The 23983-nt window shown below is 68.3% G+C and carries 25 protein-coding genes and 3 pseudogenes; 14 read left to right on the top strand and 14 right to left on the bottom strand.

The genetic code is table 11. The annotated features are described in order from the left end of the window. Positions 1-14: 14 nt before the first annotated feature. The gene (locus ACIQK6_RS31195; protein WP_329106867.1) at positions 15-815 is read right to left on the bottom strand and encodes an MBL fold metallo-hydrolase; all 801 of its coding nucleotides are present in this window, start codon (positions 813-815) and stop codon (positions 15-17) included. Between the two features lie 40 nt (positions 816-855). After that, positions 856-1794: a DMT family transporter gene (locus tag ACIQK6_RS31190; protein ID WP_329106865.1), complete on the bottom strand. Its 939-nt coding sequence runs from the start codon at positions 1792-1794 to the stop codon at positions 856-858. A gap of 107 nt (positions 1795-1901) precedes the next feature. Between ACIQK6_RS31190 and ACIQK6_RS31185 the strand changes: the two genes are divergently transcribed. Further along, complete coding sequence (locus tag ACIQK6_RS31185) at positions 1902-2549, top strand: TetR/AcrR family transcriptional regulator (protein ID WP_402695985.1); 648 nt, start codon at positions 1902-1904, stop codon at positions 2547-2549. 829 nt (positions 2550-3378) lie between these two features. On the opposite strand, the gene ACIQK6_RS31180 is transcribed toward ACIQK6_RS31185, so the two are convergent. From ACIQK6_RS31180 to ACIQK6_RS31155, 6 genes are all read right to left on the bottom strand, one after another. After that, complete coding sequence (locus ACIQK6_RS31180; RefSeq protein WP_329106860.1) at positions 3379-4176, bottom strand: 3-hydroxybutyrate dehydrogenase; 798 nt, start codon at positions 4174-4176, stop codon at positions 3379-3381. 219 nt (positions 4177-4395) lie between these two features. Next, the gene (locus tag ACIQK6_RS31175) at positions 4396-4779 is read right to left on the bottom strand and encodes a hypothetical protein (protein WP_402695983.1); all 384 of its coding nucleotides are present in this window, start codon (positions 4777-4779) and stop codon (positions 4396-4398) included. 301 nt (positions 4780-5080) lie between these two features. After that, complete coding sequence (locus tag ACIQK6_RS31170; RefSeq protein ID WP_402695981.1) at positions 5081-6334, bottom strand: NAD(P)/FAD-dependent oxidoreductase; 1254 nt, start codon at positions 6332-6334, stop codon at positions 5081-5083. Positions 6335-6607: 273 nt separating this feature from the next. Next, positions 6608-6922, bottom strand: coding sequence for a DUF6207 family protein (locus ACIQK6_RS31165; protein ID WP_329106853.1), 315 nt, complete (start codon positions 6920-6922; stop codon positions 6608-6610). 7 nt (positions 6923-6929) lie between these two features. Further along, positions 6930-8048, bottom strand: coding sequence for an acyl-CoA desaturase (locus ACIQK6_RS31160; protein WP_329106851.1), 1119 nt, complete (start codon positions 8046-8048; stop codon positions 6930-6932). Between the two features lie 7 nt (positions 8049-8055). Continuing rightward, the gene (locus ACIQK6_RS31155; protein ID WP_329106849.1) at positions 8056-9111 is read right to left on the bottom strand and encodes a ferredoxin reductase; all 1056 of its coding nucleotides are present in this window, start codon (positions 9109-9111) and stop codon (positions 8056-8058) included. A gap of 86 nt (positions 9112-9197) precedes the next feature. Here ACIQK6_RS31155 and ACIQK6_RS31150 point away from each other — a divergent pair, with 86 nt between their 5' ends. From ACIQK6_RS31150 to ACIQK6_RS31135, 4 genes are all read left to right on the top strand, one after another. Next, positions 9198-10337: a helix-turn-helix domain-containing protein gene (locus ACIQK6_RS31150; protein WP_329106846.1), complete on the top strand. Its 1140-nt coding sequence runs from the start codon at positions 9198-9200 to the stop codon at positions 10335-10337. An 886-nt stretch (positions 10338-11223) separates the two neighbouring features. After that, positions 11224-11346, top strand: a complete 123-nt coding sequence (locus tag ACIQK6_RS31145; protein WP_329106844.1) for a hypothetical protein — start codon at positions 11224-11226, stop codon at positions 11344-11346. Between the two features lie 40 nt (positions 11347-11386). Then, positions 11387-11737 carry a GNAT family N-acetyltransferase gene (locus ACIQK6_RS31140; protein WP_329106842.1) on the top strand — a complete coding sequence of 117 codons (351 nt, stop codon included), beginning with the start codon at positions 11387-11389 and terminating at the stop codon, positions 11735-11737. Positions 11738-12129: 392 nt separating this feature from the next. After that, a complete protein-coding gene (locus tag ACIQK6_RS31135) occupies positions 12130-12357 on the top strand; it encodes a hypothetical protein (RefSeq protein WP_329106841.1) in 228 nt (75 codons plus the stop codon). Positions 12358-12735: 378 nt separating this feature from the next. Here the strand turns inward: ACIQK6_RS31135 and ACIQK6_RS31130 are convergent, their stop codons facing one another. Then, the gene (locus tag ACIQK6_RS31130; protein WP_329106840.1) at positions 12736-13371 is read right to left on the bottom strand and encodes a VOC family protein; all 636 of its coding nucleotides are present in this window, start codon (positions 13369-13371) and stop codon (positions 12736-12738) included. A gap of 190 nt (positions 13372-13561) precedes the next feature. Between ACIQK6_RS31130 and ACIQK6_RS31125 the strand changes: the two genes are divergently transcribed. After that, positions 13562-13699, top strand: a complete 138-nt coding sequence (locus tag ACIQK6_RS31125; RefSeq protein ID WP_329106838.1) for a hypothetical protein — start codon at positions 13562-13564, stop codon at positions 13697-13699. Positions 13700-14208: 509 nt separating this feature from the next. Next, a complete protein-coding gene (locus tag ACIQK6_RS31120; protein ID WP_329108318.1) occupies positions 14209-14727 on the top strand; it encodes a hypothetical protein in 519 nt (172 codons plus the stop codon). A 28-nt stretch (positions 14728-14755) separates the two neighbouring features. Here the strand turns inward: ACIQK6_RS31120 and tpg are convergent. The 3 genes and pseudogenes from tpg to ACIQK6_RS31105 form a co-directional block, all read right to left on the bottom strand. Next, positions 14756-15192 (bottom strand): annotated as a pseudogene (tpg, locus tag ACIQK6_RS31115) (telomere-protecting terminal protein Tpg); the annotation flags it as partial. 38 nt (positions 15193-15230) lie between these two features. Further along, positions 15231-15383, bottom strand: a complete 153-nt coding sequence (locus tag ACIQK6_RS31110) for a hypothetical protein (RefSeq protein WP_329106836.1) — start codon at positions 15381-15383, stop codon at positions 15231-15233. 376 nt (positions 15384-15759) lie between these two features. Further along, positions 15760-16425 (bottom strand): hypothetical protein, encoded by a 666-nt coding sequence (locus ACIQK6_RS31105; protein WP_402695978.1) that lies wholly within the window; start codon positions 16423-16425, stop codon positions 15760-15762. Between the two features lie 77 nt (positions 16426-16502). On the opposite strand from ACIQK6_RS31105, the gene ACIQK6_RS31100 reads away from it, so the two are divergent. The 3 genes and pseudogenes from ACIQK6_RS31100 to ACIQK6_RS31090 all read left to right on the top strand — a co-directional run. Next, positions 16503-17159 (top strand): aminoglycoside phosphotransferase family protein, encoded by a 657-nt coding sequence (locus tag ACIQK6_RS31100; protein WP_329106832.1) that lies wholly within the window; start codon positions 16503-16505, stop codon positions 17157-17159. Between the two features lie 54 nt (positions 17160-17213). After that, positions 17214-17432: pseudogene (locus ACIQK6_RS31095) on the top strand (helix-turn-helix domain-containing protein); the annotation flags it as partial. After that, positions 17428-17849, top strand: a pseudogene (locus tag ACIQK6_RS31090) (ATP-binding protein); the annotation flags it as partial. The pseudogenes ACIQK6_RS31095 and ACIQK6_RS31090, both read left to right, overlap by 5 nt. Here ACIQK6_RS31090 and ACIQK6_RS31085 read toward each other — a convergent pair. Then, positions 17846-18292 carry a hypothetical protein gene (locus ACIQK6_RS31085; protein WP_329106830.1) on the bottom strand — a complete coding sequence of 149 codons (447 nt, stop codon included), beginning with the start codon at positions 18290-18292 and terminating at the stop codon, positions 17846-17848. The pseudogene ACIQK6_RS31090 and the gene ACIQK6_RS31085 sit on opposite strands and share 4 nt — an antisense overlap. Before the next feature lie 294 nt (positions 18293-18586). On the opposite strand from ACIQK6_RS31085, the gene ACIQK6_RS31080 reads away from it, so the two are divergent. The 4 genes from ACIQK6_RS31080 (at position 18587) to ACIQK6_RS31065 (ending at position 23215) form a co-directional block, all read left to right on the top strand. Further along, the gene (locus ACIQK6_RS31080; protein ID WP_329106828.1) at positions 18587-19840 is read left to right on the top strand and encodes an MFS transporter; all 1254 of its coding nucleotides are present in this window, start codon (positions 18587-18589) and stop codon (positions 19838-19840) included. Between the two features lie 810 nt (positions 19841-20650). Then, the gene (locus ACIQK6_RS31075) at positions 20651-21343 is read left to right on the top strand and encodes an ATP-binding cassette domain-containing protein (protein WP_329106826.1); all 693 of its coding nucleotides are present in this window, start codon (positions 20651-20653) and stop codon (positions 21341-21343) included. A 1-nt stretch (position 21344) separates the two neighbouring features. Further along, entirely contained in the window at positions 21345-22619 is a 1275-nt protein-coding gene (locus ACIQK6_RS31070; protein ID WP_402695976.1) for a hypothetical protein, read from the top strand. After that, positions 22616-23215, top strand: a complete 600-nt coding sequence (locus ACIQK6_RS31065; protein ID WP_402695975.1) for a hypothetical protein — start codon at positions 22616-22618, stop codon at positions 23213-23215. The genes ACIQK6_RS31070 and ACIQK6_RS31065 overlap by 4 nt, the downstream gene beginning before the upstream one ends. Before the next feature lie 215 nt (positions 23216-23430). Here the strand turns inward: ACIQK6_RS31065 and ACIQK6_RS31060 are convergent, their stop codons facing one another. Then, positions 23431-23940 carry a hypothetical protein gene (locus ACIQK6_RS31060; RefSeq protein WP_329106820.1) on the bottom strand — a complete coding sequence of 170 codons (510 nt, stop codon included), beginning with the start codon at positions 23938-23940 and terminating at the stop codon, positions 23431-23433. Between the last annotated feature and the right edge of the window lie 43 nt (positions 23941-23983).

The following is a 23983-nucleotide window of genomic DNA, read 5'->3' as shown; positions in this document are numbered from 1 at the left end:
GAGTGCCCGGACAGTCAGGGGGCGGCCCGGCCACCGTGCGCGTCCAAGGCGGCTTCGAGGTCGACGTCCGCGCCCGGGAGCCATGCCGGCAGGAACGGAATGCGGGCCATAGCCTCCATCAGGGAGGCGACCATCCGGCCCTCCACCGTCGGCCCGTGGGCGGACAGCAGTCGGGCCGGGGAGAGGGAGGACACCGCCTGGACGGTGCGGAGGAACTTCTCCGCGTCGACGAGGGCCGTCCACGGGGCGATCGCCCGGTTCAGGACGTCGAAGCCTTCGAAGAATTCCTTGGCGTCGGCGTCACCGACGTGCTGCACGGTTTCAGGCAGGACGGTGCCGAAACTGTCCGAACTGAAGAGCGTGCCGGCCTCGTGGTCGAATACCGCGAGCGTGCCCGGCGAGTCGAACGTGGGCGGCCGGTGGAAGCTCACAGTCCGGTCACCGATCGATAACCGGCTCCCGGAGTTCACCGTCACGACCCGCCCACGCGGGATCTCGAATTCCTCGGACAGTCGGGTGAGTGATATCCCGTTCGTGACGACCTTGGCACCGGGAGCGCGATCGAGTATCCGCATCAGGCTCCCGGTGTGGTCCCGGTCGTCATGGGTGATGGCGATCCACCGCAGATCGGCGGGGTCCACCAGGGACCACAGGGCCTCTTCGAACGCGTCCCGGTCCACGGGCATACCGGCGTCCACCAGCATCGGCTGCTCACCGCGCAGCAGGTAGGCGTTGACCGGTTGCAGGCCTGAGTCGGGTATCGGCAGCGCAGAGGGCAGGGCGTGCAGTTCGGGCCCTACGGCGTAGGTCTCCAACAGGAACAGTCTTCTCTCTCAGGGTCGTACGAGCGCGAGCTCAGACGAGTTGGATGGCCAGCGATCCGGCGAGCAGCAGGCCGAGTCCCGTCAGACGCGGCACGCTCAGCACCCGGGTCGGCAGCCGGAACATGCCCCGGTGATCGATCAGGGCGGAGGTCAGCTGCTGGCCGGTCACGGTCAGCCCGACGGTCACGGCAGCGCCGATCTCGGGGATCAGCAAGAACGTGCCGGTGACGTAGCCCGCGGCGCAGGCTCCGCCGAGCCAGCCCCACCAGGGCATCGCCTTCAGCGGGGCCAGCTGCGGCCTGGGGGTCTTGCCCGTCAGGCGCAGCACCAGCAGGACGACGGTGATGGTGAGCGTGGCCACCGTGAAGCTGAAGGCCGCCACCGCGATCGGGGCGCCCAGACCATGCCGGAGCTCGGCGTTGACCGCGCCCTGAACCGGGAGCACACCGCCGGCGACGATGCCGAGGACGATCCATCCGATCCGGCCCGGGCCCGACGTCGTCGGGGCTCCGGGCGGGGCGGTCGCCCGCTGCCCTCGGATGATCACGATGATGCCCGCGAGGACCGCGAGGGCGCCGAGAGCGACGCCCGGGCTCAGGCCCTTCTTCTCCAGCCCGAGGAGGCCGCCCAAGTCGAGGACCAAGGAGGAGAACATCTGCCCCGTGACGAACAGCCCGACCGAGGCCAGGGCCCCCAGCCGGGGGAAGAGCAGTATGCCGCTGGTGATGTAGAGGGGGCTCGCCAGGCCGCCCAGCAGGTGCCACCACTCGACGCCGGGGAGCTTCCCGAGCGCGCCGAGCGCCCCGGTTAGTGCCGCCAGGACCACCAGGAGTCCGGTGGCCACGCCCAGTTGGACCGTGGAGGCGCCGTAAGGGGTTCCCACAGCCTTGTTCAGTTGCAGGTTGACCGACGCCTGGACGGCCAGGAGGCACCCCACCAGGAGGGCTGCCGTGAGCAGCGCAGCGTTCATCTCGTTCTCCCCCACATTAAACGGACGCTCGTCTCATTTAATGTAGTCCAGAGGCTCCTAAGCGGACAAGCTGTCCACTTAGGTTTCTGGGAAGTAAGGTGACCTGCATGAGCAACGGCGACGAGCATCCCGCCCCGCAGGTGGTCCTCCGCGGTGACCTCCAGGCGGCACCCCGAGGTGCCACCGCACCCCGGCAGCGGGCCGACGCGGTGCGCAATCGCGCACAGATCCTCTCCGCTGCCGAAGCGCTCTTCACCGCACACGATCCGAGCACCGTGACGATGGAGCAGATCGCGAAGGCCGCGGGTGTCGGCCGCGCGACCCTCTACCGCTCGTTCCCCGACCCGCCCTCCGTCGCCACCGCCCTCCTGGACGAGCACGAACGCCTGCTACAGGGGCAGATGATCTACGGACCGCCGCCCCTGGGGCCTGGGGCACCCCCCGCCGAACGACTGGCGGCGTTCTACATCGCCTACCTGGACTTGATCCGGCGGCATCTGCCCCTCGCGTTGGGCGCGGAAACCGGGCCCGCCCGCTACGCCACCGGCGCCTACGGCTTCTGGCGCCTCCATGTGCGCACCCTGCTCATCGCCGGCGGATCCCCGGACCCCGACGCGCTCGCCGACATCGCCCTCGGCCCCTTGGCCCCGCAGCTCTACCACCATCAGCACAACACCCTGGGCATCCCCCACGAGCGCATCGCCCATGCCCTCTCCGCGTTCGCCCGACGCCTCCTGGACTCCGGCCGATCCTGAAAACCCGGCCTGCCCACCCCCAGGCCGCCGACAAGGAAGAACACCGAACTCCGGCCGGAGAACCACATGGTTCGCGTCCCAAAGCGCTGCTCTACGGGTGAGGTGATGGGCCAAACCGACCAGAGATCGAACTGGGGACCGTCCGAATCTTCCGGAGGATGCTCTTCTCCTAAGCTACGCGCCTGGCGACCGGACGCATGCGGTATCCGCCCTGGGGGGGGGCCGTCGGGGAGCGACCAGTGATCACAGGTCAAGAAGCCTGCTCCCCGAACCAGCGGGGCCCGTATCTGCGCGGGTCCGCTGCTCCCCACACCTGCAGGGATGTGCCCGGGCTCAGGGTGCTCCCAACGCTCCCTCCCCTCACTGCGGCTGCGGCTGCGGGGACCTGGTCGATGACCACACACTTTCGGAACCATGCGAAGGCACTGCAGACACCAGTCGAGGGCATGGAACAACGCCGCTTCCTTGGGCGAGAGACAACCTCAGGACACCTACACCTGAAGACCTTGGATGGCGGAATCGGCGACGCTCCGTAGTCGGCCCCGATACGCCAGTCGAGCCAGTGGCATGCGCCGCGAAAGCCACTTCGTCAGCATCTAGCAGGCGCGCCGTTGACCCGTGCTGGTTCCGTGCTGACTTCGATCGCACAAATCCTGGGATACGACAGGTCATAGCCCCGATCAGATGAGTTGTCATACCACTCGATGGTGGTGCCGATCAGGATGCGGCGGATGCCGCCTCCTGGGGACTGGGATTCCATGGCAGGGTGACCACTCCTCGGTTGATGGGGATGTGCGGGAGGTGTGTCAAGTGCGTCAGGTACGGGATCTCAGGAGGCGGTCCAGCCCCCGTCGAGCGGCAGGGAAGCCCCGGTCAGCTGTGCGGTCTGGGGGCCGCACAGCCAGAGCACGACCGCCGCGACGGCCTCCGGGGCGATCAGCTCCTTGATCGCGGGCCGGGTGAGCAGCACATCGGATACGACCCTCTCGGGGGCGATGCCGTGGGCGGCAGCCTGCGAGGCGATCTGGTGCTCGACCAGCGGGGTGCGGACGTAGCCGGGGTTGACGCAGTTGCTGGTCACTCCGTGGGGCGCGGCTTCGAGGGCGGTGACCTTGTTCAGGCCTTCGAGGGCGTGCTTTGCCGTCACGTACGCCGATTTGTACGCGCTGGCCCGCAGCCCGTGGACGCTGGAGATGTTGACGACCCGGCCCCAATGACCGGCGTACATGTACGGGAGGGTGTGCCGGAGCAGCAGGAACGGTGCGGTGACCATCACCCGCTGGATCAGTTCGAAGCGTTCCGGGGGGAACTCGGTCAGCGGCGCCACGTGCTGCAACCCTGCGTTGTTGACCAGGATGTCCACGTCTTTCGGCAGCCGCGCAAGCGCCGCGGCATCGGCCACGTCGACCGTGTGCGGGTGGCCGCCGGTCGCATCCGCCACGGCCTTGGCCGCGTCCGCGTCGAGGTCCACCACGTGAACGCGGGCCCCGGCCGAGGCCAGGGCCACGGCGCAGGCCCGGCCGATTCCGCTGCCGCTTCCAGTCACTAGGGCGGTCCGTCCGGTGAGGTCGACCGCTCCGCCGGCGGCCGGCGCGGTGCCGCCCCCGGGATGGATTCCGCTTGTCATGGCCGGAAGCATGCGGGAAGCCGAGGACACTTCCCACATGTATGAAACACATAGTCTCGCGCCGGAACATATGGGAGCACCATACGATCTCGTGGCGCGCTGTTGCGGCAACGCCGAAGTGGGCCCGAGGGGTCCGCTTCGCAGAAGGCGCCGGACGCGAACAGCCGGGAGCCGTGGCCCGTCAGCCGTCGGCGTTGATCTCCAGCTCCGCAGAGACGGTCAGCTCCACGCCGGGGGCGGCACGGACCTCGTCCACGGTGACACCGTGGACCAGTTCCCGCAGCAGCAGCCCGGCGGGGACACGTCGATGACCGCGGGCAGTTCGCGGGCGGCGCGCACCGCCATCTGCTCACGTGTCAGTGCCATCTCAGACCGCCTGACCGCCTCGCCCTGCTGTCGGCGCGCAGTACGCCGCTCGATCCGCTTGTCCGCCCAAGGATCCGCGGCCACGACCTCTACCACCTGCTGGACGAACACTCCGGGCAAGTGCACCTGGTCCGGGGCGATTTCGCCCGCCCCCGCCAGCTCCTCCGCTTCCGTCACCGTGATCCGCCCGGCCGTCACGGACACCCGCCTCACCGGACGGCCGGGCGAACTCGTCATCCCTCTCACTTGCTCCCTGCCGATCTAGCGGAACAGTCGGGCGGGTCACTTCGGGCGGCATTCGCCGGGGCCCGCCCCTGCGTCGGGCCCGGGCCGAGGCTCTCGAAGCCCGGTGAGCTCGTTGGCTGGCGCCATCCCCGCCGGGAGAGGTACCGGCCTGGTGATGGCACAAGGCGGGCCTCCTGGCCACGGGAGTGGCCTTGAAGTCCAAAGCCGCACCCCCACCCTGTCCAGACCCATCCCCTGCGCCGTCAGCTGCACCGCCTGACGCGGCTCAAGCCTGTACGAGGTACGGGTACGTTCACGCCACGCCATGGCGCCGCAGGTCGTGCAGCACCTCGCGGGCGGCCCGCGCACCGGAGGCCAGCGCGCCCTGGGTGGAACCGGTGGCCCGGTGATCACCACACACATAGCGGCCCGGCGCGACGCGCGTGGTACGGGTCAGCGGCTGCGGCGGAGCCATGGAAGGCAGTGCGTCCTCGATGGTGCGGACGGTGACGAGGTCCCAGCCGTCCGTGTCCGTGCCGTACGCCTCCGCGAGCGCCTTTCGGAGCTCGCGCTCACGGCCCTGCCCGTCCCGGCCGGTGACCGACGTGGCGATGAGGGCGTGGCCGGGTGGTGCGTAGCCGGGCACGACGTCGCTCAGGACGCAGGTGTTGAGGAAGCGGCGGCGGGTGTCCACGAGTAGGGTCGGCTCGCCGAGGGGGGACCGCGGAGCGACGTGGTAGTACGTCGTCAACGTTCGGTAGGCGGGCAGGGTCACCTCGGGGAGCAGCGTTGCGACGCCCCCGGGGCCGGTGGCGACCACGACGGCGAGTGCCGGGATCTCCCGTCCCTCGGTGGTGAGCACACCGTCGGCCGTGAGCTCGGCCACTGGGGTCTCAAGCCGCACGGCACCCTCTGGTAGGTCGGCGGCAAGGGCCTGCGGGACCGCCCCGATGCCCTCGGTTGGCAGGCAGATCGTTCCGCGCAGCATGCTCCGCCACACCATGTGGAACACCCGTGCGGAAGTCTCCAGTTCGTCCTCCAGGAAGACCCCCGACACGAAGGGGCGGAAGAACCGCTCGACGAACGCTTCGGAGATCCCGGCGTCGGCGAACGCGGTGCGGACAGTGGTGTCCGGCCGTCGTTTGAGCCGAGCCGGGGGCAGCAGCGTGTCACGAGCAGACAACAGGCCGAGGGCGGCCAGGTCGCGACGGCCGGCGAGGCGACCCGAGAGCAACTCGGGCAGCGTGCCCGGGCGACGGGTGGGGTCGTTGAAGCTGAGTCTTCCGGTCGGAGTGTGAACGAGGAACCCTGGGGTGAAGGGCCGGAGCCGGAGTTTCTTCAGGTCGAACCTGCCACGGACCTGGGGGTATGCGGTGTTGAACACCTGGAACCCGCGATCCACGAGGAAGCCCCCGACCCGGTCCGAACGCATGCGTCCGCCGACCGCGTCGCTGGCCTCCACCACCCGTACGCGCACACCGGCCGCCAGCAGGTCCCGGGCGCACGCCAACCCGGCGGCTCCGGCACCGACGATCAGCACGTCAGTCGTGTCGAGGCCCGAGGACATACGACCACCTCTCTCACGTGTCGCTTCGATGCGGCCCTCGCCGCTCGTTCACTGTGTGCCGCGGATGACTCCGACACGTACGCGACACCGCCCGGAGGCCCGACGGCCGCCCGTCCGGGTGTGTCCAGTGCGTGTGCGGGTCCGGGTCCGGGACGGGCGGAGGGTGCGACATCCGGCGGGCGAACCCCCGCCACACCGGTGCTGCTCGGTCGTCCCCGGGGCCGCCTCCACCGCGACGGAGTCCCGCTCGATCTGGGGTGAGGACCTGGCGGGTCACGCCGGTGCAGGTAGAGGTTCCGGCAGTGTCCACGTCGCAGCCCGTGCCTTCCACCCGGCCCGCCCGTCGGCGAACCGAGTGCGCGTACGCACCCGGCTACCGGCCCGACCACGGCAGGTCAGCGCACTACGCCACCTCGCCGGGGGCTGCTGTGTGCTGAACTCCTGGCGCGCCTCCAGGCAGCGCAGCCAGACGCCGGGCCGCCCCGGTTCCCGTGTCGTACGGTGTGATGTCGCGGCCGCCCACCGTCCGCAACGGCTCTCACCGAACCCGTCGGTGCTGCCGGTACGGCCGAAGGGTCTGAACCACAACCGGGACTCAGGCAGCGACCAGTTCCTGATCGCGGTTCGGCGTCTTGACCTTGGGCTTCTTGTTCGGGAGCGAGAGCCGGAAGACCTTGCGCCACGCGGAGAACACCTGCTTGGGCAGCGGCCCGGTGACGTACTCCAGCTCGTACTTTTCGAACAGCGCGCGCACCTTCACCGCGACCTCGGCGTACCGGTTGCTCGGCAGGTCCGGGAACAGGTGGTGCTCGATCTGGTGCGACAGGTTGCCGGTCATGAAGTGCATGGCTCTGCTGCCGCTGATGTTCGCCGAGCCCATCATCTGGCGCAGGTACCACTGGCCGCGCGTCTCGCCCTTGATCGACCGGCGCTCGAAGACCTGTACGCCCTCGGGGAAGTGCCCGCACATGATCACCGAGTGGGACCAGATGTTGCGGACCAGGTTCGCGGTGAACGTGGCGGCGAGCGTGGTGAGGAACGACGGGCCGGACAGCAGCGGGTGGATCACGTAGTCCTTGAGCACCTGCTTGCGGATCTTGCGGCCCACGGCCTTGGCCCGCGCGCGGAACTCCGGGTTCTTGCGGCGGCGCTTGCTCAGGTTCCTGCCGAGCTCCAGGTCGTACGCTGCGATGCCGTACTCGAAGAAGCAGGCGTTGATGAAGTTCCACAGCGGCTGGCCGAGGTGGAACGGGTGCCACCTCTGGTCCTCGTCGACGCGCATGATGCCGTAGCCGAGGTCGTTGTCCTTGCCGATCACGTTCGTGTACGTGTGGTGCAGCTCGTTGTGCGAGTGCTTCCACTGCTCGGACGGCGAGACGTGATCCCATTCCCAGGTGGTGGAGTGGATCTTCGGGTCCCTCATCCAGTCCCACTGACCGTGCAGGATGTTGTGGCCGATCTCCATGTTGTCCATGATCTTCGCCACGGACAGTCCGGCGGTGCCGATCAGCCAAGCGGGCGGGAAGAACGAGAACAGCAGCACGCCCCTGCTGACCAGCTCGAGCTTGCGCTGCGCCGAGATGACCTTTCGGATGTAGGCGGCGTCCTTCTCGCCGCGGCTGGCGATCACCTCGTCGCGGATCGCGTCCAGCTCGCGGCCGAGCTCCTCGATCTGCTCCGCGGTCAGGTGGGCGGTGGGGTCGATGGCGGTCAAGGTGCTCCTACCGTTCGATGTCGCAGGGGCCCGCCGCGGCGGACACGCAGGTCTGGATGAGGACGCCCGGCTCGGCCTCGGTGATCTCGCCGGTGCGCAGGTCGCGGACGGCGCCCGCCTTGAGCGGCGTGACGCAGCCGAAGCAGATGCCCATGCGACACCCGGACGGCATGAGCACGCCGGCCTCCTCGCCGACGTCCAGCAACGGCGTGGCGCCGTCCGCGTCAACGGTCTTGCCGGTGGCGCTGAACGTGACCTCGCCGCCGTCACCGGCGACGACGATGCCGGGGCGGAAACGTTCGGTGTGCAGGCGCTCTTGGACGCCGTGTTCGCTCCAGAGCCGTTCGGCGGCGTCGAGCAGGCCCGCGGGCCCGCAGGCCCAGGTCTCGCGCTCGGCCCAGTCGGGTACCAGTTCGTCGAGACGGGCCATGTCGAGCATGCCGTCCGTGTCGGTGTGCACCTCGGTGAGCCGCAGCTTCTTGTCCGCGACCATGTCGTGCAGTTCGTTGCGGAAGATCACGTCTTGCGGCTGTGGCGCGCAGTGGACCATGACGGCATCGTCGAACTCGACGTCGCGCAGCATGCCCATCACGGGCGTGATGCCGCTGCCGGCCGTCAGGTAGAGCACCTTCGCGGGCTTGGCCTCCGGCAGCACGAAGTCACCGGTTGCCTGGTCGAGCTGGATCAAGGTGCCCGGTTTCGCGCTGCGGACCAGGTGGTTGCTGACCTTGCCGTCCGGGATCGCCTTCACGGTGATCGTGAGGCGGCCGTCCTGGCGGTTTGTCGGCGAGGTGAGGGAGTAGGCACGCCACAGGCGCCTCCCGTCGACGTCGACCCCGATCCTCACGTACTGACCGGCCGTGTGCCCGCGCCAGCCCCGCCCCGGCCTGATCACGATGGTCGCGGCGTCACCCGTCTCGGGATGCACGGCCTCGATGCGCCCTCGCAGATCCGCACCCGCACGCAGCGGGCTGACCAGGTCGAGGTAGTCCGACGGCAGCAGCGGCGTCGTGACCATCTCCAGCAGTTTCCACGCCCTACTGCGGAGGGCTGTACTCGTCATGACTCCAGCTTGATGCGCTTCAAGGCGTAAAGTCTTGACCGCAGGACGTAAATTTGGTCGGCTGAATTGTTCACAGAGAATAAAACATGAGCCATGCACTCCGGAGGGCCACCGAACTGGCCCTGGATGAGACGACGGTCACCGCACTTCGGGCCGCGCTGAAAACCACCGCCGACGAGGTCGTCCAGGCGATCATCGACGAGGTGCCTCCCTACGCCAACGCCCTTTCGGGCCGCATGGGCGGCACCATCCGCCGTGCCGTCCGCACCGCCCTGGGGCACTACCTGGACCTCGCGAGCGGGAACGCCACGGGCGGCGACGCCGGTGACGCAGCCTACGAGCTGGGCCGCGGCGAGGTGCGCGACGGCCGTTCGATGGACGCCCTGCTCAGCGCCTACCGCGTCGGCGCCCGCGTAGCCTGGCGATGCCTGGCAGCGGGTGCGGTTCCCGCAGGTCTGCCCGCCGCCGAGGTCGCCAAGTTCGCCGAGCTGACCTTCGCCTACATCGACGAGCTCTCCGCCGCGAGCGCCGCGGGCCACGCCGACGAACTGGCCGCCCGGGGTCGGGACCAAGAGCGCCACCTGGAACACCTGGCCCGCGACCTCCTCACCGGCGCGAGCCCGGACGTGCTGCTGGCCTCTGTTCAACGGGCCGGGTGGCAGCCTCCGGTTTCACTGACCGCGGTCCTGCTGCCCGCCGCCCAGGCCCGGCCTGCCTACCGCGCGCTCGACCCGAGCACCCTCGTCCTCGACGATCTGCCAGACGCCACCGGTGTGCTGCTCGTCCCCGATGCGGACCGATCACGTCTCTTGCGGCAGCTGACCGACCGCACCGCAGTGGTCGGCCCGGCCCGGCCGTGGACTCGTGCGTCCGCCTCGTACGCACGGGCGGCACGCGCGCGCTCCCTCTCCTCCGATATCCGCGACACCGAGGACCACCTGCCCGAGCTGGTGCTGAGCGCCGACGTGGACGCGTTCGCAGACCTGCGTGCCCGTGCCCTCGCGCCGTTGCGGACCTTGCCCGTCGCGACCGCGCGGCGGCTGGAGGAGACGCTGCGGGCGTGGCTGATGCACCAGGGCAGGCGGGATGAGGTGGCGGCGGCGCTGTTCGTCCATCCCCAGACCGTCCGGTACCGGATGTCGCAACTGCGGGAGCTGTTTCCGGATCTCACATCGCCGGACCGAGTCCTTGAACTGACGCTGGCAGTCGGTCTGCGGATGAGCTGACGCGTACTTCTACCGTCCATGATCGCGTCCGCGAGCGGTCCAGTATGGCCTGTGTATGCAATCGACGCTGAAATTATGGTGTGCGGTTCTTGTGAACCTACAGCTGGTACGGGATCTCAGCGCCCATGCCTGAGCCATTCCCGCCAAGTGTCGTGTAGGGCGGTTGAGTTGGGCTGTCCGAGCGTCAGCGTCGGCTGGCTGCGCAGCTGTCCCCCGATCTCACCCCGCAGAGTGTCAGGGGGCATAAGCTGTGCTGCTGTCTGTGCATCTCGGCGGTGATCACCCAGCACTCGTGCTCCCTCCACTCGCCGTTGATGAACTGGAAGACTGCGGAATAGCCCTCGCGCTGGTAGCCCAGTCCGCGCTTGACGAGGTTCAGCAAGGAAGTGTTGTCCGGCTGAATGTGACCGCACCGGTGCTGTGCGGGCAAATCACGAGGCCCGCACGGGTGGGCTGCTCAAGTCGTTCGAGGTAGCTCTCGAACGCTTCCACTGTGTTCTCGCGGGCGCCAGACAGCGGCGAAGCACCGCGGCGCTCTCCGGGGCAAGCGCTGTGAGTTCGTCGTAGTCCTGACTGCGGACGCGGCGTATGACCACTCGCGGCCCGTGTAAGAGGTAACTGGTGATTGGCATCCGGGGATGCTACGCAGCTTGCCCGTGCACTCGTCCAGCGGCTCATGGGTATCCGCTTCCGCGGCACCATCTGAGCCCGCCGTCAGGTCACCAACGACCCAGTACCCCAGCGGACGATCCGCAGCAGCCGTTGCCCCTCGTCGTCATCGATCTGACGCACACGCACGCGTATAGCCACGCGATCATTGTGAGCACCCTTTCCGGACTGTGGAGTGGGGACTTCATCGTGAACGGCGACGTGTCAAGATCCTGGAATGAACGAACTGACGCTTCGCCCTCGCGCCGATGACGACATGCACGGCTGCGTACAGGCACTCGCCACGGTCCATGCGGCAGATCGCTATCCAGTGGATTGGCCTGTCGATCCCGAAGGTTGACTGACTCCCAGAAGCATGCTCGATGCCTGGGTGGCCGTGGATGGTTCGGCTGTCCTGGGGTCATCTGGCCCTCGCTCGTCCCGGGGAGGCGCTGGCCATCGCTGTCGGTCTGCCTTCGCAGCGTCTGGTGTCCGTGGCGCGGTTCTTCGTCAGTATTGGCGCCCGCCGACGAGGGGTGGCCGCGAAGCTGCTGGACAAGGCGATCGAAGTAGCTGCAGCCGACGGACTCAGGCCCGTTCTGGAAGTCGAAGCCGGGGCGACCGCGGCCATCAACCTCTATGAACGTGCCGGATGGCGGTACGCCGGCAGTTCCGCAGCTGAATGGATTACGGCCGACGGGCGCGTCGCGCAGATGCGTTCTTATGTTGCTCCCTCAGGCAACCAAACCTGACGAAAGGCTCATCTGATGATGCTTCAGGCAAGGGCCCCGGTCGACGGCGCAGGTTCCAGGGCCTGGCCGGTGTGCCTGGCGAAAACCTCGATGAGACTGCATGCTCGCGCTGTTCGACCCAGCAACCAGACGACAAGTCACAGCGAGGCGAACGTTGCCTGATGCGGCACTAGGAGGTGGCGAAACCGTCCCCAGCCTTACTGCGCTTCCGGAGAAAGCCTGTCCAGCGTGATGAACGCCGGCCGCCTTCGGGAGGGGACGGCGACAGCAACTGGACCACCGGGTGCGGGCACCAGGTGAGGTGTCGTACACGGTCGCCCGGGATGCCCAGGGTCTGGATGAGGACCGCGAGGGAGGCCTCGTCGTCGGTGTTTCGGCGGTCGAGCCACACGGTGACCCCTGTCCTCCACATCGGTGAACTGGCTCAGGCTGAAAGAGCCGAAAACCGCGCCTGCCTCGACACGGCCGAACTGAAGATCCAGGGGATCGCGAGCTTCCTGCAGGGCCAGTTCAGCCAGCGCGTCGTCGCGCGCCTCGCCGCCATCGAAGACCCCAAGCAAGTCGGCCGCTGGGCCAGGGGCCAGAACGAACCACGCTGGTGGAGGTGGTGCGTGAGGTGAGGGCCTGGGTCGCTCGCGCGGCGGGTTCACCCTGGGCGCATCACCCTTCGCTCCATCCGCCCCGTCGCCGGAGGAACCTTCGCACGCTGCCAGCGACGGCGCGGCGAACGGCGTCACCACACCCACGGCTACTCGGAACTTCTTGCCCATCGCCTGTCCCCCGAGCACGAATTCGGTGGCTGCGGAAGTGTCCGGGTCGGGCTCGAAAACCCCCTTGGCGCAACTGCGGCGGTAATCCTCGTCATCCGGCGCATACGTGATCGCCCGGGCAGGTCCCAACCGGGCAGACACATCCGATCGACTCACCAACCCATAAAAGAGACGCGCGCTAGCCAGGAGACCCCGGCCGGCTGCTCCCGCGGGGCAGTCGGGCCCCGGTCAGATCGTGACCGGGCCATGGGCGGTGGCGAACTCGACCGATACCAGGCCCGGTTCCTCGTCCTCGACCCAGGTGACGTCGATCTGGTCGAGGGGGTGGTCGGCCGGTTCTCCGAGGAACTCGGCGATGGAGGCGGCGTCGCCGGCGATGGAGACCCCGTGGATGGTGCTGGAGGTACGCGGGTCGGCACTCGGGCGCTCCTCGCTGGGGACCAACCACTGTAGGAAGTAAGGCAGTTGCGGGTCTTCCAACAGTTCCAGCAAGCCGATCTGCTTCCACCTCAGGTCGAATCCGTCGGGGCGGACACGGTGGCCTTCGGCCGAGGTGCGGCCGAGGCGGGCCTCGACCGGGGCGATGTCGTCGACGGAGACCACCCAACCGAGCCAACCGCCTCCTTCGGCGGCGCGGCGCGCAACCGCCTGGCCGAAGGGTGCGCGGTCGGCGGCGGGGTGGTCGAGTGTGGTGACGACCTCGACGTAGGTGCCGCCGCTCAGCGGGAGAATGAAGTTGCGGGTGCCGAATCTCGGGTGCACGCCCCCGTCGACGAACCCGGCGCCGAGGGCCGATCCGATCCACTGGACGGTCGAGACGAAGCTGTCGCGGGCCACCGCATAGGACACATGATCAAGTCGCACTTCGCCATCATCACCCGACAACCCGCACAAATCCCGACGCCACGCCCGCCGCCCCGACCGCGTCCGCCGTGGATTCAGCCGTGGAGCGGATCGATCATCGTCGGCCTGGTCGTCCGCCCCGCACGCCGAAAGCCAGGCGCGGATGTCGGTGTCCGAGGGCTGACCGCCGGAGCAGCGCGAACCAGGACCGATGTCGAAGAAGCCCGCCCACGACCCGGCGTACGGCTACGCCTCGGAGGCGAGAACCGTTCGGTTTGGTCAGCGCGACCTGGCGCGGCTGCTGTTGATGTCCCGCTCGCTGATGCGCTACCAGAAGCCGGGCTCGTGAGATCACGCAAACGACTGCGACCCGTCCTTCGAGCCCGACTCGGTCGATGCCAGCTCGCAGCTCCGGTACGGCAAGCGCTGAACTAGGCCTGACCTGCTCATACGCTGTGCCACGACCGAATCGATCTATGACTGACCCAAGGGCGCACCGTACGTCAGGGAGGCAACGGTCACCTGGAACGTACCGGGCTACGGCTCGCATGCCACTGAGGACGAAGAGAGCCAGCCGTGCAGCACGGCCACAGCCTTGTACGGGTTCAGCTGGGCCAAGAGGGATCGGCCGCGCCGGATGAACTGCCTGCCGAACTGCCCGGAGTGTCTGCGCGAGGTCCGACGCGGCGTCGAACGCCGCCGCGGCTACTGGTGAGCTCCATGCCAGGGATGCGCGTTGCCCCGGCTCGATGCGGCGGCCGGAAGACCGGCGCTCTCCAAGGTCACGGCAGTCGCGAGACCCGGTGGTTTCCTCCAAGGGGATACCAGCCGGCGCGTTGGCTGGCCTACGGTCGTTCCATGACCAGTGAAGGCGTAGTGGTGGATGAGGCGGTCCGTGCGGCGTGGGACTCATATCGGGTCCTGGAGAAGCGGACTTCCGCCGAAGAGCGTCAAGAGGCGCAGCAGCGGGTCAAGGCCGCGGTGGATGCGTACGGACGCGAGGAGGTGTCCCGGGGCACGGTCTTCCTGGTGGGCGTGCTGACCGGATACCTGATCGCCGAACAGTCCGGTGGCGAAGACCGGCTTGATCCGCTCAGCGATCTGATTCCCGCAGTGATCCGCAGGCTCCCCGGCTTCGAGACGGCCGACCCGGCTCAGGTGCCGATGGTCACCGGCGTTCTCATGGCCGCCGCCATGGGCATGGACACCGTGGCGTGGCGTGACCGGTACGGGCAGATTCCGCCGGAGGAAGCTCTGGTGCACGGCTTCGTGTTGTGGCTGCTCGCCGACCTCTTCGATTCCCTGATCGAACAGCCCGGAGCCATCGACCGGATGATGCGGGAGACCTTCGACTCCATGGCCGCCGGACACAGCTGACCTGCGGGCATGCCCATCGGCGCAAGCAGTTGAAGAGGCGCTGCGCGTACGCGGGTGGAGGGTGGACGGTCAGGTGGCGGAAGCTGCCGTCGTCGGTCGTGCCGACCGCGGTGGTGTACCCGTACCGGATGCGGGTCTCCAGCGTGATGCCGGTGCTGGCGGCAGCCTGCTTGCGGCGGCGGCTGCGGACCACGGACTGGCATCGTGCGCAGACGGCGTCGTCGATGCGGTCGGCGATCCCTTCGGCGGAACCTTCCGTTCGCCCTTGCGATAACGCTCCACCGACCGCTGGCTGACACCAAGCTCTACGGCGACGCCCTCGGTCGACTTCAGCTGTGTCTGACCAAGAAATCGATCCGCCCCCTTCAGGGCCTTGGGCGGCTCCCGCGTGAACCCCTCCCGATCGGCGCGGGCCAGGGCGTCATCGATGTCCCCCCCACCAGCCGTGTTCCTTCCTCGCGGCACCGCGTCCCGAGCGCATCGCCCGGTACGGACAGCCCCTTCTACGCCGGGCTCCTCACAGCTCCCGCGCGGCGAAGGGCGTCTACCAGCGTCCAGGAGAGGTCGTCGGAGTCCAGGTCGTCGGCCGCGACTTCTGCCAGGTAGTAAGCCCCGATGGCCTCGCCCGGGACCTCGGCCTTCTCGCCATCCGTCACAGCGGTCAGTCTGACCGACCACCGACCACCGCCGGCCGCGAGGCCACGGGTCCGGGACAGGCCGGTGCAGCGGATCCCTCCGCCGGGATGCCACTCCATCACCGGCTCGACGGCCAGCCCGTGCTCGGCGCACCAGAGCCCGTACGCAGCACTGCCAACGGCTGCGGCGTTTCGGAGAGCACGTAGCGATCCGGTAGCTCGTGGATCGGTGAACCACGACCCGCAATAATCTTCCACTTGTCGTATCAGCGTCAGACACAGGAAGCTCAGTAAGTGCGGCGCTCCGGGGAGGCGCTCGGTCCGGGTCGAAGTCGTGCTCACCCAGCACCGGCCCGGGGCCCGCATGCAAGGCCCACTCATGCGGCGGGCCCGGGGGTCACCAGTCGACGTGCGCAGTGATCCATCTGGCCAGGCCGTCTTCGTCCTCTTCGCGCGGCAGGTCAGGGCCGCAGCCGAGTGGTGTGTAGGACAGCTGAAGGTGGGTGAGGTAGCCGTAAGGGCCGTTGTCTGCCGCCGGTCCGAGTACCAGCGCGTGGGTGCGGGTGCGCCAGACGCGGTGCGTCAGCGCAGGACCTGTGACCACCGCTGCGGACGACAGAATCGTGCGCTCTGGAGCTGAGCCGAGGTACTCGGTGACGGCTCGCGCTGCCTGCGCGAGGACGTGCTCGCAGTCCTGATCGGTGCCCGTTCGGCGCCCACTCCAGCCGGCCTGTTCCTGCCAGTCGTCCATGAGGCCGTACAACCACGGTCCGTTCGTCATGCTCTCGTCGTCCGGGTCGACGGGGTAGACCTCGCCGAAAACCAGGAAACGCCGGGCCTCTGGCTGCCCGAACGGATTGCGGCCCTCAGCGCACAACACATGTCCGTATCCGGTGCGGAAGGAGTCGCAGACCAGGTCGTGCTCCCAGCTCCATCCGCGTTGCAGGATCACCGCTTCGACGTCGTCATAGTGGATGTGCAGCTCGGCCGGCAGAGCAACGAGCTCGGCGACAGCCGCTGCCGTCAACGGCCGGTGGGCGAAGGCATGTACAGGTATCGGCACGCGTCCCACCCTAGTGTCGCGTGAGGCAGCGTTCGCCCTGTTGGCGCGGGCTGGTCCGTCAAGACAGACTGCACCGCATGGAGTTGATCGCGCGGGGTCGGGATGCCGATGTGTATGCCCTGGATGAGTCCAGGGTGCTGCGGCGGTACCGGCACGGGGGTCCCACTGGTCTGGAGTCGCGTCTGATGACGCACCTGACGGCATGCGGGTATCCGGTGCCCCAGGTGTACGAGGCCACCGGGACCGACATGGTTCTGGAGCGGCTGACCGGGCCGACGATGCTGGACGTGATGGCCCGGCGCCCGTGGCAGGTGGGTTCCCTCGGCCGGATGCTGGGCGGCCTCCACGACCGCTTGCACGTGCTGCCGGCACCGGAGTGGCTGCCCAAGCGCTTCAGCACGGCGGATGATGATCGGGTGCTGCATCTGGACCTGCATCCGGGCAATGTCATGCTGACCCGCCGGGGCCCGGTGGTGATCGACTGGTGCAACGCGAGCGCTGGTGATCCCGCTGCCGATGTGGCGATGACAATGGTGACCATCGGCAGCGCGGACGTCCGCGGACTTGCCGCCCGCCTGGGGCGGGGCTTGTTGCTGCGCGGCATACGCGACGGCTCTCGGAGCGATCCCACGGGACGGATCCAGGAGGCGGTCAGGGCCAAGCTGGCTGACCCGAACCTGATGCCTGCGGAGGCAGCGTGGTTGCGGAGCCGCTTTGCCGAGGCCGCTTTCTGACACTCGTGTGGTGGCCCTGGCGGGGGCTGTGGGGATCTGCCAGGGTGCTGGTCTGTGGCTGGGCAGGTGCGGGCGCGCGAGATCGATGACGACGAGGCGGACGGCTGCTGCAGATCATCAGCAGGGGCATCGGGTCGGTGTGACCTGGCGGCGGGCCCAGATGATCCGCTGTCCGCGCAGGGCATGCCGGTGGCGAAGATCGCCGGAGTGTCGTTCATCAGCGTGGACCGGGTCCGCGACGTGATCCACAACTTCACCATCGACGGCTTCGACCATGCTGATCGCGCTGGGGACCGAGGCGGCGATGGCCGGCTACCGGCTCGAGTACGTGCTGGCGACGAAGCTGGTCAACTTGCTCGTCGAGGCCGCCGATGAGGAGCAGCTCTCGCAGATATTCGCCCGCAACGGCCGTATCGACCTGCCCTGCATCGACGGACTCGGCTGGGATGGGGCTCGGCCGCCGCGGCGCCGAACTCCTCTTCCAGGTCCTGACCGAACGCGAGGAGAAGAACATCGTGGCCGTCGCCTCGAACGAGTCGTTCGGCGGCTGGACGAAGACGTTCACCGATCCCCGCCTCTGCGCGGCCATCGTCGACCGCCTCGCCTTCGGCGGCGCCATCATCGAGACCGGCACCGACTCCTACCGCCGCGCCAGCACCCCGAGCCCGAGCCGAAGCCGCGGCCAGCTAGCTCCCGCCAGGGCCGTCGGCCGTTTGTCCAGCCTCACGGGAAGTTGGCCCGCGGCCATCAGGGCGAAGGGCGGTCCGCTCCTCGTAGGGGGGAGGCTCGGGGTCAGGCACCGGCTGGCCGTCGTCGGATGGCCAACCAGGGCGGATGCGTTCGACCAGGGCTGCGAAGTCGTTCCGCAGATACCGAGAATCGCATGGCACCAGCCGGATCTGTTGGCGGCCGTCAGCCCACCAAATCTTGAAATCGGCAACCGTGCCTTCCGCTGGCCAGTCCTCGACCTCACCCGACAGCCACAGGACGTCGACAAACCCTCCGACGCTCAGGCCGATGTCCACGAAGATCCCGATCACACCGGGCCGGGGAACCTTCACCACGGTGCCTTCAAATATCTGCCCGAAGCGCAAGTCCCTCCGGATCCGAGTCCACTCTGCATCCGTCACCACGAACAGATCCTCGCACCTTCGTCCGGGCGCCAGCATCCGGGATTCAACGTGAACCGAGCCAGCGTCCCCTCACGATGTTCGCCTCAGCTACACGGCACTGCCGCTACTTCTCGTGAACATCCACGCGCCAGATGGCCGACCAGACACTGCTTAAACCCATCAACAATCGCTGCTGCTGAACGTGAACAGAGCCAGAAAGTCTTCGGCCAGCCGGCACTTCACGCTTTCGGTGGTCCCGAAGAGACGCCTGTAGCGTCACGGTGCGACCGTACAGCTCGTCAAGGGAGAACGACGATGTCAGACTCGGCACACGATCAAGCAGCCTGGCGCGGGTTCCGGCGATTGTGGATATCCACGGCCACGTCGAACCTCGCGGACGGGATGCTGCTGTCCGCCACGCCACTGGTCGCCCTGACCATCACTCGCGACCCCCTGGCCATCACCACGATCACCGCCATGCAGTACCTGCCGTGGCTGCTGTTCTCGGTGCCGTTAGGAACCCTGGCGGACCGTGTCGACCGTGTGCTCCTGCTCCGCATGGCGAGCACCACTCGGGCCCTGGGTGTCGGCCTCCTGACCCTGATCCTGGCAACCGGGCACGTGCACATCCTCATGCTGTGCACCTTGTCGTTCCTGTTCGGCCTGGCCGAAACCCTGTACGACAACACCTCCTCGGCGCTGGTGCCCACGCTCGTCGAGGACCATCAGCTCGAACGGGCCAACGGCAGGCTCCAGGCGACCTACACCGTCGCCAACAACTTCGTCGGTCCTCCGCTGGGCGGCAGTCTCTTCGCGCTCGCAGTCGCCGCTCCCTTCGCCCTGGGTGCAACTGGCTATGCCGTGGCCGCACTGCTGTTGACCGTGCTCCCCCTCGCGCGCAGCAAGCGGGCGCCCGGCAGGGCCGCGACCACCTTCACGGAAGACCTCACAGCGGGAGTGCGTGGCTTCACCGGCTCGCCCCTACTCGTTGCCCTGTGCGTCCTGTTCGGCGTCGGCAACCTGGCAAGCTCGGCCACCTACAGCCTCATCTCCCTGACCGTGGTCGAACGTCTCGACGCAGGCCCCTCCGTCTTCGGTTTCGTCCTCGCCGGCGGTGCGGTCGGAGCCTTCCTCGGCGGCGTGTACGGCGACCGCGTCGGCAGGCTCACTCGCCCCGGTACGACCCTGCTCTGGACCACCGGCGTGTCCGGCGTGGCGACCGTCGCCCTGGGGCTGGCCGACCACGTCGTCGTCCTCAGCGCCCTGATGGCGCTGGACGGATTCGTCGTGGTGACCCAATCGGTCATCGCCGTGAGCCTGCGGGCCCGGCTCATTCCGGACCACTTGCTCGGTCGAGTCACTGCCGTCTTCCGGACGCTGTCGACCGGCGCATCTGCCCTGGGAGCGGTCCTGGGCGGTCTCTTGGCCCGCGCACTCGGCTTGTCCTGGCCCTTCATCATCGCCGGCGCCGTCGTCGTCGCTCTCGGGCCGGTCCTGTTCCACTGGCTCAGCAACGACCGCATCGCAGCAGCCCACCCCACCAGGCAAACGGCTGAAGAGAAGGTGTGATGTTCGAGGGTGCACCATCACGCACGCGCCCTCGGCAGCCACCGCGCCGCAGCGTTCACGCGCTGGGTCACTCGTACATCGTCCGCCCCTCAAACGCCTCCGCGGTCACTATTGACTAGCGCCACACCCAGTGACGATTGCGGAATTGGGACCGGCTGAACGAGGAGCAGCAGCGCAGGCTCGCCACGCTCGGCGTAGGAAGGCCTTATGGAGACCGAGTTCCGCATGGACGCACGCCCACGCCGTCGCCCAGCCGTAGTTGGCGCAGTGCCTTCGGCCCCATCCCCTGCAGCTGCCTGGCGAAGGCCGAATGCGCCGATCGGTTCGCTCCGCCCCCATTGCAGGGACTTCGCCGCTCCTACGCGCCGGTCCGCCGGCGTGCCCGGCGACGGTACTCAGTGCCCTGCGGGGTCGCCGCTTGGGACGCTCCTCTCCCCTGCTGCAATGCAGGGAGTGTCCGGGCACGCCTTCTCCTGTTCCACACGGAAGTCGGTGCTGCCGCCGGCGGCGGGGGTGACGGTGGATTCCAGGGCGGCCGGCCGTGCACCGTGCCCGTGCCGAACGCCCGGGCCGCTGCACTGTGTGTCGGGCCTGAAATTCGGCCGATACCTGACGGTGCGCAACGTCACCACCCTGTATTGATACACATTGCGCGACTACGGCCTCAAGTCTCCTGTTTCACAGGGCTCTTGAGGCTACACACGTTTCAGCAGACCACTACCAGCCGCCCGCACACCGGGCGGCGGATTGCGCAGCCTCATGGCTCTGGTTTTCGACGGCGTAACCTTCCGGTACACCCGGAGGAACGACGTGTTCGATGGGTTCGACCTTCACCTGGACAGCCCCGCTACAGTCCTCCTGGGACCCAACGGCGCCGGCAAGTCGACGCTCATGGCGCTGGCCTCATCACAGCTGCGTCCCCTCGGCGGCAGACTGTCCTTCAATGACCTCGATCCTGCGCAACGCCGCGAGAGGGCAGCCTTCCGCCGCCAGGTCGCCTGGATTCCCCAACAGGTGACGCCGATGCCCGGCCTCACCGTCCGGGAGCAGGTCGCCTACGCAGGCTGGCTCAAGGGAATGTCCCGTAGAGACGCCTGGCAGGCGTCCGAGCGCGCTCTTGACCAGGTCCTGCTGAGCAAGCTCGCAGACCGCAAGAGCCACCAGGTCTCCGGGGGCCAGCTCCGTCGAATGGGCATCGCGGGGGCACTTGCGCACCGCAGCGAACTGATCCTCATGGACGAGCCGACCGCCGGACTCGATCCACAGCAGAGGTCCGTTTTCCGCCGACTCGTCGAGGAACTCACCGGGGCCGTCCAGATCCTGGTCTCCACGCATCAGACCGAAGACCTCTTCGACCTCTACAGCCAGGTCGTGGTATTGGACGAGGGAACCGTCCGTTTCCAGGGCACGACCGCCCAGTTCCACGAGCTGGCCGACCACGGCGACTCACCCCGCGCACACGCAGAGAACGCCTACGCCCGTCTCGTCGGCAAGGAGGTCTGAGATGCTGCTGCGCGCCGTCATCCGTTCCTCCTCGGCCACCTGGCTGCTGCCCCCGCTCGCCCTGTTCGTGGTCACGGCCCTGGGCGACGACCTCACCACCTGGGTGACGCCGCTGTACTGGCCCTCCGCCACCGGCACCGCGACGTTCGCCCAGCCCTTCATCGCCTCCGCATGCGCGGCTGCCGGGGCGTGGGAAAGCGCCCGCCTCCATCGGGGACGCGTTTTCGACCAGGGTCCGGTCCGCTCCCCGCTGGCCATCGCCTTCCCCGCCCTCGCCCCGGTCGTCGCCATGGGCGTGCTCGCCCTCCTCGTCGCGTTCGCCCCTGCCGCGGCCGCCGCCGACCTCGGCTTCGGCATCCCGGACCTGGGCATCCTCGCCGTCTCCACCGCCGCCCTCATCGCGAACACTCTCGCGGGAGCCGTCCTGGGCCGAGCCCTGCCCGGCGCGCTCGCGGCGCCCCTCGCACTGATCGTGGCCTTCATCGCCAACGCCTACCCCGCGTCCTGGAACATCCGCTGGATCCGGCACCTCGTCGCCAGCAGCCTCGACAGCTGCTGCGCCGTTGACCAGGTCATCGACCCCCGCGCCCTGTGGAGCGGCGCCGTCTTCGCCCTTGCCGTCAGCGGCGCCGCCCTGGTCCTGATCCACTTCCGAGGCACCCTCACGGCAGCCGCGGCAGCCGTAGTCGTGGCGGTTTCGGGCGCCGGAATCGCGGGCTACCTGGCTCGGGACATCGGCTACGACCCCGTCGTCGCCCGCCCTGCCTCCGAACTGGTCTGCGACAACGGCGCCCCCAAGGTGTGCCTGTGGCCGGAGCTGGAACCCCGAGCGGGCATGATCGCGGCAGGGGCCCGGGCCGCGACAGACCGCCTGGCCACAGCCGGACTCACCATCGCGCCCATCCTCACGATGGCGGCTGAACCCGGCCCGGGGGAGAGCAAGCTCGGCATCCCCACCCGGCCCACCCCCCGCGACCTCGCGGCCGGTGTCGTTTCCGGGTTCCTTCCCAAGCCTCCCGCCTGCGCCCTCAACGGAGACGTCTACCCAGCCGGTGCTGCTCAAGGACCCGTCGCGGCGTGGCTCTATGCCACGGCCACCGGGGAAACCCGCCTCATCGAGGGCCGCTTCGACCCACGCGACGTCGCCTTCGTCACCGAGAAGGTCCTCAGCCAGCCGAAGAACGTCCAGCTTGACTGGTACCGGCGCAACACCGCTGCCATGGCCAACTGCACCGACGAGCCCCCGATCGCCCTCGTTGCCGGGAGCGGCCAGTGATCTGGTGGTGCAAGGCCCGCGCGGTCCCCGCCCTCCTGGCCACCCTCGCCGCGACCATCGTCCTCGGCCTCCTCATCGGCGACGTTCGGCTCCCCGTACCCGCGCTCACCGGGGCATCAGGTGTTTTCCTGATCGGGCACCTGATCACGCTGGCGCCGGCGATCGTCCTTCTCTACGGCACAGGGCGAGGCGACCTCGCCACCGAGACGGTCGCGAGCCGATCCTTACGCGTCTGGGACACCGCGCTTGCCGGGGCCGTCGGTCTCCTCGGACTGAGCACCGCAGTGGTCAGCCGCCTCGCCGGCTCGGACGGCCTCACCACCGTCCTGGGCCGCAACCTTGCCGGCTATACCGCACTCGCCTTGCTCCTCATGCCCATCCTCGGCCGGCACCTGTCCACCTCAGCCCTCGCCTGCATCCCCCTCATCTGTGCCGCCACGGGCTGGGTCCGCAACGGCCAACCCGAGCAGTGGGCCTGGATCCTCCACCACGCCGACTCCGTCCCCGCACTGCTCCTCGTCGCCGCCCTGCTCCCGGCAGGCATGGCGTTCGCACTGACATGGTGCCGACCGCCCCTGACCATCCGGGGTCTTTGAGTCCCCACCCCCAGACCCGGCCTCTGCACGAGAGGCCGTTGTCACGTCTCCCCTCACTCCGGTGGCCAGCCCCGAAGGGGAAAGCAAGCGCCAGTAGTTCTGGTGCCGGAGCGGTTCGAACAACCCTCCGCCTTCGGGATGCGTGGGTGGTAGCCACACGACCGGGTAGGCGGGCGGACGCGTGTTGCAGTCCGCCCGTACTGGTCGCCGCTTTCTCAGCCCTTGCGGAGCGCGCGGCTCTTCTGCTGAGCCTTCATGATCGCTGTGTGCAGGTGCATGCGGGCATTTTCCTGTTCCATGGCGCGCTCCAACTGCTGTCGTCGGTCTCCGCTCGTGAGCGAGGGGAGACCTGTTGAAAGGTATGAGGTGAAGCCCTCAACGACTTCCCTCAGCTCAGTGCGCATGGCTTCCGGCGCATTGGCAGGGGTGCTGATCTGGGTGCGAAGCTGGCGCAGTGAAGCGAGGTCGCCGGTCGTACACGGCACCTGGGCGAACTCGCACAGTTTTTCGTGACTCTGCCTGAGAGTTGTGTCGATGTCGTTCAGGTCGTCGCCGTTTCGGTCGATGGCTCGCGCGGTACGGGTGTCGTGCAAGACGCGCTGTCCGTGACGGTAGAGGAGAACGGATACGGTCAGGGCGGCCATGCCGATGACCGCACCGATGGCGCCGACGATCAAGGTGCCCGCACTGGTACCGATGGCCAGGACGGTGTAGCTGGGGAGCATCGTGGTCGTTCCTTCTGGAATCACTGCTGGACCAAGTCTTGGA

It is taken from the genome of Streptomyces sp. NPDC091682 (assembly GCF_044756625.1).
Lineage (GTDB): Bacteria > Actinomycetota > Actinomycetes > Streptomycetales > Streptomycetaceae > Streptomyces.
Note: the sequence above shows the minus strand (reverse complement) of the source record. Positions and strands in the feature narration are given on the sequence as shown.